Origin of the sequence: Streptomyces yerevanensis, assembly GCF_000716805.1 — a bacterium.
GTDB classification, from domain to species: domain Bacteria; phylum Actinomycetota; class Actinomycetes; order Streptomycetales; family Streptomycetaceae; genus Streptomyces; species Streptomyces flaveus.
In genome coordinates this window covers 44,823-58,775 of record NZ_JNWJ01000030.1, presented here as the reverse complement: position 1 = coordinate 58,775, position 13,953 = coordinate 44,823, and the positions used below count along the sequence as shown (strand labels likewise).

Annotated in this window: 12 protein-coding genes; 6 read left to right on the top strand and 6 right to left on the bottom strand. The window is 71.5% G+C overall.

What is annotated here, in order from left to right:
• Positions 1–85: 85 nt before the first annotated feature.
• On the bottom strand, positions 86–826 hold the full coding sequence (locus tag OP79_RS28610; RefSeq protein WP_033324204.1) for an SDR family oxidoreductase: 741 nt from the start codon (positions 824–826) through the stop codon (positions 86–88).
• Positions 827–1,104: 278 nt separating this feature from the next.
• Here OP79_RS28610 and OP79_RS28605 point away from each other — a divergent pair, with 278 nt between their 5' ends.
• Entirely contained in the window at positions 1,105–1,572 is a 468-nt protein-coding gene (locus OP79_RS28605; RefSeq protein ID WP_033324202.1) for a cupin domain-containing protein, read from the top strand.
• 98 nt (positions 1,573–1,670) lie between these two features.
• On the opposite strand, the gene OP79_RS28600 is transcribed toward OP79_RS28605, so the two are convergent.
• From OP79_RS28600 to OP79_RS28590, 3 genes are all read right to left on the bottom strand, one after another.
• Positions 1,671–2,165, bottom strand: coding sequence for a cupin domain-containing protein (locus OP79_RS28600; RefSeq protein ID WP_033324200.1), 495 nt, complete (start codon positions 2,163–2,165; stop codon positions 1,671–1,673).
• A gap of 78 nt (positions 2,166–2,243) precedes the next feature.
• Entirely contained in the window at positions 2,244–3,794 is a 1,551-nt protein-coding gene (locus OP79_RS28595; RefSeq protein ID WP_033324198.1) for an MFS transporter, read from the bottom strand.
• A gap of 190 nt (positions 3,795–3,984) precedes the next feature.
• A complete protein-coding gene (locus tag OP79_RS28590; RefSeq protein WP_033324196.1) occupies positions 3,985–4,455 on the bottom strand; it encodes a carboxymuconolactone decarboxylase family protein in 471 nt (156 codons plus the stop codon).
• A gap of 197 nt (positions 4,456–4,652) precedes the next feature.
• Here OP79_RS28590 and OP79_RS28585 point away from each other — a divergent pair, with 197 nt between their 5' ends.
• The 5 genes from OP79_RS28585 (at position 4,653) to OP79_RS28565 (ending at position 10,672) form a co-directional block, all read left to right on the top strand.
• Entirely contained in the window at positions 4,653–5,444 is a 792-nt protein-coding gene (locus tag OP79_RS28585; protein WP_033324277.1) for a DUF427 domain-containing protein, read from the top strand.
• A 112-nt stretch (positions 5,445–5,556) separates the two neighbouring features.
• Positions 5,557–6,507 carry an alpha/beta hydrolase gene (locus OP79_RS28580; RefSeq protein WP_033324195.1) on the top strand — a complete coding sequence of 317 codons (951 nt, stop codon included), beginning with the start codon at positions 5,557–5,559 and terminating at the stop codon, positions 6,505–6,507.
• A gap of 152 nt (positions 6,508–6,659) precedes the next feature.
• Complete coding sequence (locus OP79_RS28575) at positions 6,660–7,379, top strand: alpha/beta fold hydrolase (RefSeq protein WP_033324193.1); 720 nt, start codon at positions 6,660–6,662, stop codon at positions 7,377–7,379.
• A 96-nt stretch (positions 7,380–7,475) separates the two neighbouring features.
• On the top strand, positions 7,476–7,817 hold the full coding sequence (locus OP79_RS28570; protein WP_033324191.1) for a hypothetical protein: 342 nt from the start codon (positions 7,476–7,478) through the stop codon (positions 7,815–7,817).
• A gap of 83 nt (positions 7,818–7,900) precedes the next feature.
• Positions 7,901–10,672 carry an ATP-binding protein gene (locus OP79_RS28565; RefSeq protein ID WP_033324189.1) on the top strand — a complete coding sequence of 924 codons (2,772 nt, stop codon included), beginning with the start codon at positions 7,901–7,903 and terminating at the stop codon, positions 10,670–10,672.
• 16 nt (positions 10,673–10,688) lie between these two features.
• Here the strand turns inward: OP79_RS28565 and OP79_RS28560 are convergent, their stop codons facing one another.
• Positions 10,689–11,114, bottom strand: a complete 426-nt coding sequence (locus OP79_RS28560; RefSeq protein WP_033324188.1) for an OsmC family protein — start codon at positions 11,112–11,114, stop codon at positions 10,689–10,691.
• Positions 11,115–11,251: 137 nt separating this feature from the next.
• Positions 11,252–13,930, bottom strand: coding sequence for a helix-turn-helix transcriptional regulator (locus OP79_RS28555; RefSeq protein WP_245685481.1), 2,679 nt, complete (start codon positions 13,928–13,930; stop codon positions 11,252–11,254).
• Positions 13,931–13,953 lie beyond the last annotated feature (23 nt).

Below are 13,953 nucleotides of genomic sequence, written 5' to 3'. Positions count from 1 at the left end.
GTTGGGACGGGTGGGGCCGGCCGCGGACACAGGGGTCGGCGGCCGACGGGAAGCGCGGGCGACGGCGCGGCGTCGCCCGCCGGAGTCAGCGGCTCTTGAGCCACTCGGTGAAGGTGTGGTGGCCCAGGTGGGCGTCCGGTCCGGGCAGCAGGGCCCGCTCCCCGACCACCGCGCCGAAGAAGGGCGCCCGCGCGTCGGCGACCACCGGCCCGGTCCGGCCCAGGACGGCCAGCAGCTCGCCGGTGGCCTCCTCGAGCCGGAGCTCCTGCGGTCCCGCGACCTCGAGCATCCCGAAGCGGGGCAGTCCCACTGCGGCATGGGCGACCGCCGCGGCGACGTCGTCCGTCGAGACCGGGCGCACCAGCAGAGGCGGCACGTGCACACCGTCGGGCCGGATGCCGTCCGTCGCGATCGCCTCGACGGACTCGTGGAACGGAGTGGCGCGCACCAGGGTGTAGGGCACGGTGGCGTGCCGCGCCAGGTCTTCCTGCGTCGCCTTGGCCCGGAAGTAGCCCGAGCCGACGAGGTCGGCGCCCACCACCGACAGCGCCACATAGTGCTCCGCGCCCGCCGCGGCAGCGGCCTTGAGGAGATGGCCCGTCGAGGCGGTGAAGAACCGCGTACTGACCGTCTGCTCCCGTGAGGGGGCGTCGGTGACGTCCACGACCACCTCGGCGCCGCGCACGGCCCGCTCCAGGCCCTGCCCGGTGCTCACGTCGACCGCGTCCGCGCGCGAGACCGGCACGACCTCCACCCCGTGGTCGCGGAGCCTGGCGACCGTCCGGGAACCGATCAGACCGGTGGCACCTACAACGACGACTCTCATCTGGATCTCCTTCGTCGGGGGCCGATGACCCTGCCGGGTGTCCGATGGGCGGCGGCGACGGCGGCGGGCGTCCGCGTGCCACCGTGCTCACCACACCTAGACAGGTCGGAGCCGGTTCTTGTGACACCGTGTTGGGCGCGGCCGACCGTCACCGCGTGTCACAGATTCCCGGGGGACCCGGTCAGGAGAATCGAGCGGTCGCCACGACCGCGACGATCACGTGAATGCGCGGACGATGTGTCGCGCGGACACGGTGCAACCACGGAAGGTGCGACCCAGTGTCGGAGAACTCACAGCACACCCAGCACGGCCACCACGGACACGGGCACGGCACGGGCGGCGAGGACGGCCCCAGCTGGACCCGGGCGGCGAAGATGCTCCAGGACGCCTCACCGGTCACCGTTCCCGAGGGCGCCTCGGCCATGACCATCCACGTCGAGTGGGAGCCCGGCGACCCCGGTACCCCGCCGCACCGCCACTCCGGCCCGGCGTTCGGCTACGTCATCAAGGGTGCCGTCCGCTTCGAACTGGAAGGGGAGCCGGAGCGCGTCGTCGAGGCCGGCGGCACCTTCTGGGAGCCCGGCGGCGACGCCATCCACTACCAGGACGGCAACGCTCTGGACGACGAGCGGACCGAGTTCGTCGTCACGATGATGTGCGCGCCCGGCAAGCCCATGCTGGAGCTGGTCGACGAGGCGGAACTGAAGGAGCGCGCCCACCTGCGCGCACCGCGGCCGACCGCCTGACAGCTGCGCGGGGCCCTGTGCCCGTGACACCGGCGACTGCCGGTGTCACGGGCACAGAGCCCCGCTTCTGCCTGCGGCCTTCTTCCCGGTCGCTGCTCCTACTCCACGAAGTACGAGTCGTGCCGGTCGAAGAACGCGGCCCGCTCCTCCTCCGAAGCGTGCGCCAGCTGCGACACCTGCTCGAAGTACTCCTCGCGCGGAGCGCCCGGCGTGAACAGCAGCAGCATGTCGGCCGGGGCGTCGGAGTCGTTCCGGAAGGCGTGCAGCCCGCCCTGCGGCACGTGCAGGAAGTCCCCCTTGCGGGCGTCGACCCACTGCACACCGTCGAAGACGCGCACGGTGCCGTCCAGGATGTAGAACGATTCGGAGATCCGCTTGTGGAAGTGCGTCTTGGGGCCGCCCGCCCGGGGCCGCATCTCCACCCGGTACAGCCCGAACTCGCCCCGGGTGGTGGCGGTTGTCGCCAGGTAGTGGGTGGCGTCCTTGCCCGTACCGCTCTGGCCGAGGTTCGGCGGTGTGGTGGCAGGCCGGAAGACGGCGCTGACCTCACCGTCCTCGCCCCAGTACTTCTGTTCCGGATACGGATACGACATGACTGGTTCCTCTTCTCTTTCTCTGCGACAGGACCGGCGGGGTTCGCCGGTGCGTCGGTCGACAAGCCCGGCCGGGGGTCATTCGACGGTTCGGTGATGAGTGAAGCGGGAGACCAGCGGCGGCTCCAACAGCCCGCCGTGGGCCCAACGTTGCGGCCGGTGCGGGGCCGCGGCGGTCTGCCGCAACAGGGCGAAGGCCAGCGCCGCGCCGACGGCCAGCAGCCCCGCACACAGCGGCATGGCCCTGCGGAACGACGCGTCGAAGGCGGCGCCCGACCGGTAGGCGTCCGGCCCCATCCCGACCAGGAGCGGCAGCGCTGCCACGGCCATCAGCCCGGCCGCCCGCGCCGCGGCGTTGTTGATGCCGCTGGCCAGCCCGGCGTTCGATGCGTCCACCGAGGACAACAGGGTCACGGTCAGCGGAGCGACCAGGACGACCATGCCGGTTCCCATCACCACCAGCGCGGGCAGGACGTCGGCCGGGTAGGACGCGCCCGGCCCGACCCGCAGCATCATCAGCATGCCCGCGCCGCACACCAGCGGTCCGAGAGTGAGCGGGATCCGGGGCCCCAGCCGCTGGGCGAGCACCCCCGAGCCGGAGGAGAACAGCAGCATCAGCACGGTGGTGGGCAGCATGGCCGCGCCGGCCGCCAGGGCCGAGTACCCGACGACGATCTGCAGCTGCAGCGCGGCCAGGAAGTAGAACCCGCCGGTGCTCGCGTAGACGCACAGGGTGATCAGGTTTATGGCGGTGAACTGCCGGGAGGAGAAGATCGCCGGCGGCATCATGGGGTCGGCGCTGCGCCGCTCCACGTGGAGGAAGGCGGCGCCGCAGACGACGCCGCCGACTGCCGCGGCGACGGCCACCGGCCCACCGTGGCGTGCCGCGGTCAGCGCGTAGGTGGTCAGGGCGAGGGCCAGGGCGCCCAGGACGGCGCCGGGTACGTCGAAAGCCCAACGCCCCCGGCCGGCAGCGCCGGTGGCCACCACCGTGTCCTCGCGGAGCCCGCCCACGGATTCCGGGACGTGGTTCAGCGCGACGGGCACGCACAGCAGCGCCGGGACGATGCTCAGCACAAACGTCCACCGCCAGCCGGGGCCGTCGACCAGCCACCCGCCGAGGAACGGTCCGAGGGCCGCCGCGATCCCGCCGAAGCCGGACCACAGGCCGATCGCGCGCGGCCGGTCGTCCGGGTGGAAGGAGGCCTCGATGATCGCGAGCGAGCCGGGGGTGAGCAGCGCGCCGCCGACGCCCTGCAGCGCCCGGGCGGCGATCAACGTGCCGGCGTTCGGCGCGAGAGCGCACAGCAGCGAGGCGACCGCGAACCACACGACGCCCACGACAAAGACCCGCCGCCGCCCGAGTCGGTCGCCCAGGGAACCGCCCAGCAGGATCAGGCCCGCCAGGGCCAGCATGTAAGCGTTCACCGTCCACTGGAGCACGGCGAGATCGGCGCCGAACTCCCGGCCGATGCGCGGCAGCGCGACGTTGGTGACGGTGGAGCCGAGCAGGACCACACTCGATCCCAGCACCGTGGCCAGCAGGGTCCACCGGCCGCGGGCACTGGCGATCCGGAGCAAGGGAACGGGAACAGGGGCGGCGCCGTCCGTGGCGGGAGAGTGCTTCATGTCGTGTCCTGGCGTCGTCCGGTGACCACGGGCCGGCGGGGCGGGATCACTCCGGGCGACGGCGGCAGTCGGTGCAGTGGGGCGAGCGGATACCGGGCGGACACCGGGCGGGCCGGGGTCCGTCGCCCGGCCGATGGCCGGGGTGGCCGGGTGACGGACCCGCGCGTCCGGCCGGGCCGGAGCGGTCGGCTCAGCCGAACATGCCGGGCTTGTAGCCGCCGGCCGGCTGCCGGTTGATGACGTTGATGCGGTTGTAGGCATTGATGACCGCGATCAACGAGATCAGCGCCGCGAGCTGGTCCTCGTCGTAGTGCTTGGCGGCGTTCGCCCAGGCATCGTCCGACACCCCGGCCGAGCCGTCCGCGATGCGCGTGCCCTGCTCGGTCAGTTCCAGGGCCGCGCGCTCGGCCTCGGTGAAGACCGACGCCTCGCGCCACACGGCCACCAGGTTCAGCCGCTGCTGCTCCTCGCCGGCGGCGGTGGCGTCCTTGGTGTGCATGTCGGTGCAGAAGCCGCAGCCGTTGATCTGACTGGCACGGATCTTCACCAGCTCCTGAGTGGCGACCGGCAGGGTCGAGTGCACCGCCGCCCCGGCCGAGTTCAGGTGCTTCATGACCTTGCCGGCGAGAGCGTTGCCGAAGTAGTTGATGCGAGCTTCCACGGGGGATCTCCTCAGGTGCGGAACAGTTACGGTCCACTGACCGGGAACCTGCCGGATCTGTGACACCGCGGGTCCCGGTTCACCGGGATAGCGATGTGACACCGTGTGAAGATGCTGGTACCAGGCACCACGTCCGGACGGCCGTACACAGCCCGATAGCATCACGGCACACCGTCAGCGAATACAAGGTGATCACCATGGCAACCGAAAGTGTTCTGCATCCGAGCCTCATCGTTCCGATCGGGCACGTCGAACCCGTCCCGCGCCGCATCCGGGGGATGGTCGCCGGCCGGGTCGTCTTCGACACCCGCCGTGCCCTGTACGTGTGGGAATGGCAGGCATACCCGCAATTCAGCATCCCCGTCGAGGACTTGGTCGACGGGGAGCTCCGCGACGACGGACATATGGAGCAGCTCGGTGCCGGCCCGGCGCACCGTCACACTCTTCAGGTCGGACCGGAGGTCCGCGAAGGGGCGGCGTGGGTCTGGGGCGAGGGCGCTCCGGGCGCTCTGCATGACACCGTGCGTTTCGAGTGGGAAGCACTGGACACCTGGCTCGAAGAGGACGAGCCGGTCTTCGTGCACCCCCGCAGCCCCTACTCCCGTGTCGACGCCCTGCGTTCGAACAGCAGGGTCCGGGTCGAGCTGGACGGAGTCGTGCTCGCGGAGGCCGACAACTGCGTCAAGCTCTTCGAGACCGGCCTGCCGACCCGCTACTACCTCGACCCCGCGACCATCGACTGGACCCGGTTGCGCCACTCGGACACGGTCACACGCTGCCCGTACAAGGGGACGACGAGCAGCTACTGGTCCTTCGACAGTGACGCCGCCTCCCACGAGGACATCGCCTGGACCTACGACTTCCCGACCGCCCACGTCCACCGCATCGCGGGCCTGACCGCGTTCTACAACGAGCACGTCGACCTGTACATCGACGGCTTTCTGCTGCCGAAGCCCGCGGATGCCGACCGGACTTCAGCCGACCAGTGACCCGCGGGGTGCATTCCGCATCCCTTTCCCCGGCACGTCACACAATGACCCCCGGCCCGGTCTCATGGGAGGGAAAGACCTCCCGAACTCACCGCCCGTAAAGGACCGTGCCATGAGTGACATCGTTCTCGAACCCGCCGCGCAGGAATTCGCCGACGCCACCGCCAAGCCGCCGCTGCTGTACGAACTGGGCGTCGAAGGCGCCCGCAAGTTGCTGGACGACGTCCAGTCCGGACCGGTCGAGAAGCCCGACGTGGACGAGAAGTGGATTACCGTCCCCGCGGAGGTCGGCGATGTGCGGGTGCGCATCATCAAGCCCGTCGGCAGCACGGGCGTCCTGCCCGTGATCCTTTACGTCCACGGCGGGGGCTGGATCCTCGGGAACGCCGGCACCCACGATCGCCTGGTGCGCGAACTCGCCGTGGGCGCGAAGGCCGCCCTGGCCTTCGTCGAGTACGACCGCTCCCCGGAGGCGAAGTACCCGGTCGCCATCGAGCAGGCGTACGCCACTGCCCGCTGGATCACCGCCCAGGGCGGCGACGAGGGGCTGGACGGCTCCCGCCTGGTCGTCGCCGGTGACTCCGTCGGCGGCAACATGAGCGCCGCCCTCACCCACCTGGCCAAGCAGCGGGGCGACGTGACGTTCCTGCACCAGTCGCTGTACTACCCGGTCACCGACGCGGGGCAGGACACCGAGAGCTACCGCACCTTCGCCCACGGGCCGCACCTGACGGCGAAGGCCATGGAGTGGTTCTGGAACGCCTACACCACCGACCCGACCGAGCGGGACCAGGTCACCGCCTCCCCGCTGCGCGCGACCCTGGAGGAGCTCCGGGGACTGCCGCCGGCGTTCGTCGCCGTCGACGAGAACGACGTGCTGCGCGACGAGGGCGAGGCCTACGCGCGCAAGCTGATCCAGGCCGGTGTGCCGACCACGAGCGTCCGCTACAACGCCTCGCTGCACGACTTCATGATGCTGAACCCGGTCCGCGGAACCCAGGCCTCCACCGCGGCGATCGAGCAGGCCGTCCACGTTCTGCGCAAAGCCCTCGGCACCAATTGATTCCGTGCGCTGCAACGGCGCGGAAAACGATCCCTGTTTGTTTTCCGCGCTCGCCGAAAGACCGCACGTCCCTCGAACCAGTACAACCCTCCATCCGATGGCACGCGCAGGGCGCAGGCCGCATGCCACCGGCTGAATGAAAGGCCCCTTTCATGAGTGCACAGAAGCCGACCGTCGTCCTCGTCCACGGAGCGTTCGCGGACTCCTCGAGTTGGAACGGCGTAGTCGAAAGGCTCCAGTCCCACGGCCATTCCGTGGTATCCGCGAGCAATCCGCTGCGCGGGCTCAGCAAGGACAGCGACTACGTCCGACAGCTCGTGGAGTCCATAGCGGGCCCCGTGGTCCTCGTCGGGCACTCCTACGGCGGTTCGGTGATCAGCAGCGCCGCACGCGGACTCGACCGGGTCAAGGCGCTCGTCTTCGTCGCGGCCTTTCTGCCGGACGAAGGGGAGAGCGCGGTCGACCTGTCCGGGAAGCTCCCGGGCAGCACCCTCGGGGAGACGCTCCACGCCGTGCCGATCGCCCTCCCCGACGGCAGCCGGGTGGCGGATCTCTACATCGAGGAGAGCAAGTTCCACCAGCAGTTCGCCGCCGACGTCCCCGAGAAGACCGCGGCGGTCATGGCCGCCACCCAGCGGCCCGTGGCCGACGCCGCGCTGGCCGAGGGAGCCTCCGCCCCCGCCTGGAGGGACATTCCGTCCTGGGTCCTCGTGGCGACCGAGGACCGCAACATCCCGGCCCAGGTACAGATCTTCATGGCCGAACGCGCGAAGGCCACGGTCGTGACCGTCGACGCCTCCCACGCGGTCGCCGTCTCCCGTCCCGGTGACGTCGCCCGCCTGGTCGACGAGGCGGTACAGGCCACCGGTTGAGCCACCGTGGTACCGAGGCGCGGTCGGAGTCATCGCGCCGTCCTCGCGGCCCGGCTTCGCTCCGGGCGCCGGGCCGCCGACTTCGGGAGCGCATCAATGAGCACGGAAGAGCAGGCCGCTCGCGGGCTGGCCGACATAGAGGCCTACCTGTACCGGGAGGCTCACCTCAGTGCCGCCCGTCAGCGCGTGGCCGCCTTCATCGCGCAGTCGGTGGGGCTGACCCACCAGCAGAAGAGGGACATCGAAGAGTGGTACCTCGACGAGCAGAAGTACGTCGCCGGGGTGGTGACGCAGCACATCGCCGACAGCGTCGCCGAGGCCGACTCGGCCCGCCATCGGCGTTTCCTGCGCTGGATGCGTTGGATGCTGATCGCGGTGGCCGTCCTGACCCTGCTGACCTTCGTGGGCACGGTGCTCCTCGTGAGTTCGCGCCCCTGACCCGAGCCGCGGGAAGAGCATCGATCTCGAGCCAGCCCCAGGCACTGTGAACGCCGGGGGTATCGTGGCCGCAGGAGGCGGCCATGGTGAGGGGTGGGGCTCGGACCGGGCTCATCGGGAGACGAGACGAGTGCCGGGTCCTCGATAACCTGCTCGCGCAGGCCAGGGACGGTCGCAGCGGCGTCGTGGTGGTGCGCGGCGAGGCGGGGATCGGGAAAACCGAACTGCTCAACCACCTCATCGACCGGGCCGGTGGATTCCGCGTTGTGCGGGCGGCCGGCGTGCAGTCCGAAATGGAACTGTCCTATGCCGGACTGCACCAACTCTGCGCCCCGCTGCTGTCCCATCTCGATGATCTCCCCGGGCCACAACGCACCGCCCTGCGCACGGCGTTCGGGATGCAGGCCGGAGACGCGCCCGACCGGTTCCTGGTCGGACTGGCCACGCTGAGCCTGCTGGCCGGGGCCGCCGGCGACGAGCCCATGCTGTGCCTGGTCGACGACGCACAGTGGCTGGACCGCGTGTCGTCCCAGACACTGGAGTTCGTCGCGCGCCGACTGCTCGCCGAATCGGTGCTGCTGGTCCTGGCCGTCCGCGAGTCCGGCTCCCGCGAGATTCTGTCCGACCTGCCCGAACTCTTCGTCCACGGGCTGAACGAACGGGATTCCCAACAACTCCTCGACGCGGTCGTCACCGGACCGCTCGACCCACGGGTACGGGACCGGATCGTCGCCGAGACGCGTGGAAACCCGCTGGCCCTGCTCGAACTGCCGCGCGGCCTGACCGCCGTGGACATGGCAGGAGGCTTCGACGGCCCCACGGCCCGGCCCCTGGCCGGCCAGATCGAGACGGGCTATCTCCGCCGTATCCAGGCACTCCCCGCCGAGGCACAACGCTTGCTGCTCATCGCCGCCCTCGAGCCGGTCGGCGACGTCTCCTTGCTGCGGCAGGCCGCCGAACGCCTGGACATCCCGGTGGACACCGCCGTCACCCATGCCGAGGCATCGGGCCTCCTGACGCTCGGCACCTGGGTCCGCTTCCGTCACCCCCTGGTCCGCTCGGCGGCGTACCGCGCCGTCGACTTCAAGGAACGGCGCCGCGTGCACCAGGCGTTGGCCGACTCGATCGACGCGAGCCTCGACCCCGAGCGCCGGGTGTGGCACCTGGCGAGCGCGGCCACGGAGCCCGACGAGGCCGTGGCCGCGGAACTCGAGGGCTCCGCCGGCCGCGCCCACCGCCGCGGGGGAGTCGCGGCCGCGGCGGCCTTCCTGCACCGGGCCAGCGAGCTGACCCCCGATGCCGAACGGCGCGGAGCCAGGACCCTGGCCGCCGCGCAGGCCAAGTTCCAGGCGGGCGCCTACGACACCGCGCGGGAACTGGTCGACATGGCGGACCTGAACCCGCACGGCGAGGTGGGGACCGGCCGGGCGAACCTGCTGCGGGGACAGATCACGTCCGCGGCCCAGAGCGCCAGTGCGGGACTGCCCCTGCTGCTCGAAGCGGCCCGGCAGCTCCAGCCGTACGACTCCGAACTGGCCCGCCAGACCTACCGGGACGCCATCTACGCGGCGCTGACCGCGGGCCGGCTGGCCACGGGCGGGGTCCGCGACGTCGCCGAGGCCGTGCTGAGTGTGCCGGGCCGCGACCGCCCGGCCAACCGCGAGGATCTCCTGCTGACCGGCATTTCGCGGATGGTCACCGAGGGGTACTCCGCAGGTGCTCCGCTCGTCCTCGACGCCGTGAACGCCTTCCGGACGGAACGCCGCACACCGCAGGACGCCCTGGGCTGGCTTCCGCTTGTGTGCCGCATGGCACACAGCGTGTGGGACTTCGCCGCCTGGTCCGAACTCTCCGCCCGTCTGGTCGAGTACGCCCGGCAGGACGGAGCGCTCGCCGTGCTGCCCCCCGCTCTGCTGCTGCGTCTGTCGAACCGGGTGTTCGCGGGCGATCTTCGGGCCGCCGACTCCCTCACGGTGGAAGCCGACGCGATCGGTGAGGCCACGGGCAGCGGCTTCTTCGCCCACTACGGATCCCTCGTCGTGGAGCCCTTCAAGGGGAGGGAGGCCCAAGCCCGGCAGGCGATCGCGGCCGTCACGCACGACCGTCTCCTCCAGAGCGAGGGCAAGGTCATCACTGCCACCCAGTGGGCGCAGGCGGTCCTCTGCAACGGCCTCGGCCGCTACGAGGAGGCCTACACCGCCGCCGAGCGTGGCTGCGAGAACCCTCAGGAACTCGGCCTGTCCCTGCAGTCCAGGGTGGAACTCGTCGAGGCGGCGGTCCGGCTGGGCCGGACCGCGCGCGTGGCCGAGTCGGTGCGCACGATCGAGGAGATGGCCCAGGTCAGCAGAACGCCCTGGGCGCTGGGCACCTCGGCCGCCGTCCGTGCTCTGGTGGCAGAGGGAGCGGCCGCCGAAACCCTGCACCGGGAGGCGATCGAGCAGCTCGACCTGGCCCAGACCCGCATGGACAGCGCCAGGGCACGGCTCCGCTACGGCGAGTGGCTGCGCCTCGAACGGCGACGGGCGAACGCGCGATCCCGGTTGGGCGAGGCCTACGAGATGCTCAGCGAAGCGGGGGCCGAGGCGTTCGCGGAGCGCGCGCGACGGGAACTGCAGGCCGCCGGGGTGAAGGTGCGCCGACGGGCCGCGGCGACGTCGGTCACGTTCACCGCGAAGGAGGCCGAGATCGCGCGGCTGGCCCGGGACGGGTTCACGAATCCGGAGATCGCCGCGCGGCTGTTCCTCAGCCCGCACACGGTCGAATGGCATCTGCGCAAGGTGTTCGCGAAGTTGGGGATCTCCTCCCGCAAGGAGATCGGCTCCGTGGAGCTGGACACCCTGGCGACCAAGTCCTGACCGGGCCACGGTCCGCTCACGGCGACAACGGTTGGGCAGGGGAGACGCCCTCGGGTTCCGCCAACAACGCGGGCACGGTGACGATCGTCATCTCGCGCGTCAGCAGGCGGTGCACGGGACAGCGCCCGGCTGCCGCCAGCAACTGCTCCCGCTGGGCCGGATCCAGCTCACCGGTCAGCCCCACGTTCTTGACGATGCGCCCCTGCCCGCCGAACCGCACGGCCACGTCCACACGGTCGAGTCGCCAGCCGCGCCGTTCGGCCAGGGCCCGCACGGCCATGGACGTGCACGACCCGAGCGCGGCCAGCAGCAGCTCTCCCGGAGTGGGGCCGGCATCGGCGCCCGAGGGCTCCGGTTCGTCGGCGGTCAGCATGTGGGTGCCGATCGCGATGGAGCGAGTGAGCCGCTCGCCTTCGGCGACGGAGACGAGGCGTGTGATCATGGGTCTTCCTCTCGGCCGGGATACGGGACCGTGGCCAAACATGTCCCCGCCACACAGACCGTGCCGACGACAAACGTGTGACATCCGGCCCCTGGCCGGTGCGGACCGCCCCGTCCGCCCTGCTCAGCAGCTGCCGGTCACAGCGCCGTGTGCAGGGACCGCCGGGAGGCGATGCCGAGCTTGGCGTACACCTTCCGCAGATGCCATTCCACGGTGTGCGGGCTCAGGAACAACTGGGCGCCGATCTCGGAGTTGGTGAGCCCGTCCCGTGCCAGCTGCGCGATCTGGGCCTCCTGGGCGGTGAGGGTCGCCGTGGCGCGACTGTCACGCCGGGCCACCGACTCACCGGTGGCCCGCAACCCGCGGACGGCGCGGTCGGCAAATGCTTCCGCTCCGAACCGCGTGAACAGGGCGTGTGCCTCATGCAGTTGCTCCCGGGCGTCGCTGCGGCGGCTCTCCCGCCGCAGCCACTCCCCGTACAGCAGGTGTGCCCGGGCCAGTTCCATCGCCACCTTGGTACGCCCGAGGCGTTCGATCGCCTCGCGGTAGTGTTCCTCGGCTGCGGCGCCCTGGCCGAGCAGCGCCCGGGAGCGTGCCTGGACGCCCAGGGCCCAGTCCGTGCCAGCGGCCTCGGTGGCCCGCACGAGGCGATCCAGGGCGGCGCGGGCGGCGTCGTGGCGGCCGCTGCGCTCGCCGGCCTCCACCAGCTCGGCCAGTCCCCAGTTGGCCGCGACGAGGTCCTGCGGATGCGCGCTCGCCGAACGGGCCGCTTCGAACGCCTCCTCGAACCGGCCCAGACCGTTGAGGAGCACGGCCTCCGCCCTTCGCGCTATGGCCACGCCGATGCCCTCACCGCGCTGCACGGCGCTCTCCAGGCCCGCCTTGATCAGCGGTAGGGCCTCGCCCGCCCGTCCTTGCCAGGCGACCAGTGACATCGTGCCGAACGGTGTGAAGCTGCCGCCGACCGCTTCCTGGACACGGGTGATCTCCGCGATGAGGAGGGCCGCCTCGGCCAGTTCCCCGGCGCATGTGTGGACGACCACGCGTGAGTTGAGGGCGAGCGGCAGTTCGGCCAGCGCGCCGACTGCGCGGGCGGTCCGTACGTGGCGTGCCGCCAGCTCCGTCCAGCTCTCGTCGTCCCACATCTCGGCCGCAAGTGCCGAGACCAGCCACGACCAGCGCAGGATCTGCTCCGGGTCGGCCTCCCGGCGGAACAGGCGCAGCACGCTGTGCGCGGAAGGCACCGCGGCGCGGTAGTCGTCGGTGAACCGCGTGGCCAGGGCGTCCAGCAGTACGTCCGCGGTACGCGTCGGCCCGGTGGAGGACGGCGGTGTCCGTCGCGCGGCCGCTGCCACCTCGCGCGCGTCCGCGTCAGCGGCGAGGCGGCCGGCGAACATGGCGGCCGACAGAGCGTCCAGGAAGGTCTCATGGGCCAGGTCGGTGTCGAGCGGCAGCAGGCGGCGTGCGGTGCCGAGAAGCAGGGGGACCGCTTCATCCATGCGTCCTGAGGCAAAGGCGATCTGGGCCTGGACCAGGTCCGCGCGGGCGCGGTGGAGTTCGTCGAGGGCTCCGCTGCGGGCCAGTGCCAGGAGTTCGCGCGCGGCGGCGGGCGCACCGGCGCGGATCTTCGCCTGGGCCGCGGCGAGGGCACGCGTCGCCTTGCGCCGGGGGTGGGACGTCAGGACGGCCGCGTGGGCGAGGAAGGCGGCCGCCGCCGCGGTGGCGCCGCGCGCCGCCGCCCGCCCGGCCGATGCCTCCAGCTCACCGGCGATCGCTTCGTCCGGCCGCACCGTCGCCCGCGCCAGGTGCCACGCACGGCGGTCGGGATCGAGGGCGGGGTCGGTCACCTCCGCCAACGCCCGGTGGGCTTCCCGCAGTTCCGCGAGGCCGGCCGAGCGATAGACGGCGGAGCGCAGCAGCGGATGCCGAAATCGCACGAGTGCGCCGACGACCAGCAGCCCTTCCGCCACCGCCGGGTCGATCGCGCTCGGGCTGATGCCCAGGTGCCCGGCGGCACGCCGGAGCAGCGCCACGTCGCCGATCGGCTCGGCGGCGGCGATGAGGAGCAGGCGTTGTGTCGCGGCCGGCAGCGCGTGGACCCGCCCGAGGTAGCTGCGCTCGATGCGGCCCGACACGGGACCAGGACCGCTGCGGTGGAGTCCGTCCGTCGTTCCCATGTCAGGGCGGTCGTGCGGCAGTTCCAGCAGGGCGAGCGGGTTGCCGCGGGCTTCGGCAAGGATGCGGTCGCGGATCTGGGTGTCCATCGGTTCGCCGACCGAGGCACTCAGCAGGCTGCGGGCGTCGGTGTCGTCGAGTCCACCGACCGTCAGCTCGGGAAGACCCGCCAGCTCGTCGCGTCTGCGCTGCTCACGGGAGGCGAACACCAGGGCCAGGGGCTCGGCGAGCATCCGCCGTGCCACGAATGCCAAGATCTGCGCGGAGACCCGGTCGAGCCACTGCGTGTCGTCCACGAGGCAGAACAGGGGCTGCTCGGCGGCGACGTCGGTCAGCAGTCCGAGTACGGCGAGGCCGACGAGGAATCGGTCGGGAGGCGGGCCGTCACTCATCCCGAACGCGGTGGCCAGGGCTTCTCGTTGCGGAGGCGGAAGGCGGTCGAGGCGGTCGAGGAACGGGGCGCACAGCTGGTGCAGTCCCGCGAACGGCAGCTCCATCTCCGACTCGGCCCCCGCCCCACGGGCGATGCGGTGCCTCGTGACACGGGATTCCAGATGATTCAGCAGAGCGGACTTCCCGATTCCGGCGTCGCCCCGCAGGACCAGAACGGCGCTGTGTCCTGCTTCCACCTCAGCGGCCATAGCGTCGAGCGCCTCGCGCTCAC

What these genes read in the sequence shown, in the direction of transcription:
- OP79_RS28610 (WP_033324204.1), bottom strand. Translation starts at nt 826, where the DNA reads ATGAGAGTCGTCGTTGTAGGTGCCACCGGTCTGATCGGTTCCCGGACG.
- OP79_RS28600 (WP_033324200.1), bottom strand. Translation starts at nt 2,165, where the DNA reads ATGTCGTATCCGTATCCGGAACAGAAGTACTGGGGCGAGGACGGTGAG.
- OP79_RS28595 (WP_033324198.1), bottom strand. Translation starts at nt 3,794, where the DNA reads ATGAAGCACTCTCCCGCCACGGACGGCGCCGCCCCTGTTCCCGTTCCC.
- OP79_RS28585 (WP_033324277.1), top strand. Translation starts at nt 4,653, where the DNA reads ATGGCAACCGAAAGTGTTCTGCATCCGAGCCTCATCGTTCCGATCGGG.
- OP79_RS28580 (WP_033324195.1), top strand. Translation starts at nt 5,557, where the DNA reads ATGAGTGACATCGTTCTCGAACCCGCCGCGCAGGAATTCGCCGACGCC.
- OP79_RS28575 (WP_033324193.1), top strand. Translation starts at nt 6,660, where the DNA reads ATGAGTGCACAGAAGCCGACCGTCGTCCTCGTCCACGGAGCGTTCGCG.
- OP79_RS28570 (WP_033324191.1), top strand. Translation starts at nt 7,476, where the DNA reads ATGAGCACGGAAGAGCAGGCCGCTCGCGGGCTGGCCGACATAGAGGCC.
- OP79_RS28565 (WP_033324189.1), top strand. Translation starts at nt 7,901, where the DNA reads ATGGTGAGGGGTGGGGCTCGGACCGGGCTCATCGGGAGACGAGACGAG.
- OP79_RS28560 (WP_033324188.1), bottom strand. Translation starts at nt 11,114, where the DNA reads ATGATCACACGCCTCGTCTCCGTCGCCGAAGGCGAGCGGCTCACTCGC.
- OP79_RS28555 (WP_245685481.1), bottom strand. Translation starts at nt 13,930, where the DNA reads ATGGCCGCTGAGGTGGAAGCAGGACACAGCGCCGTTCTGGTCCTGCGG.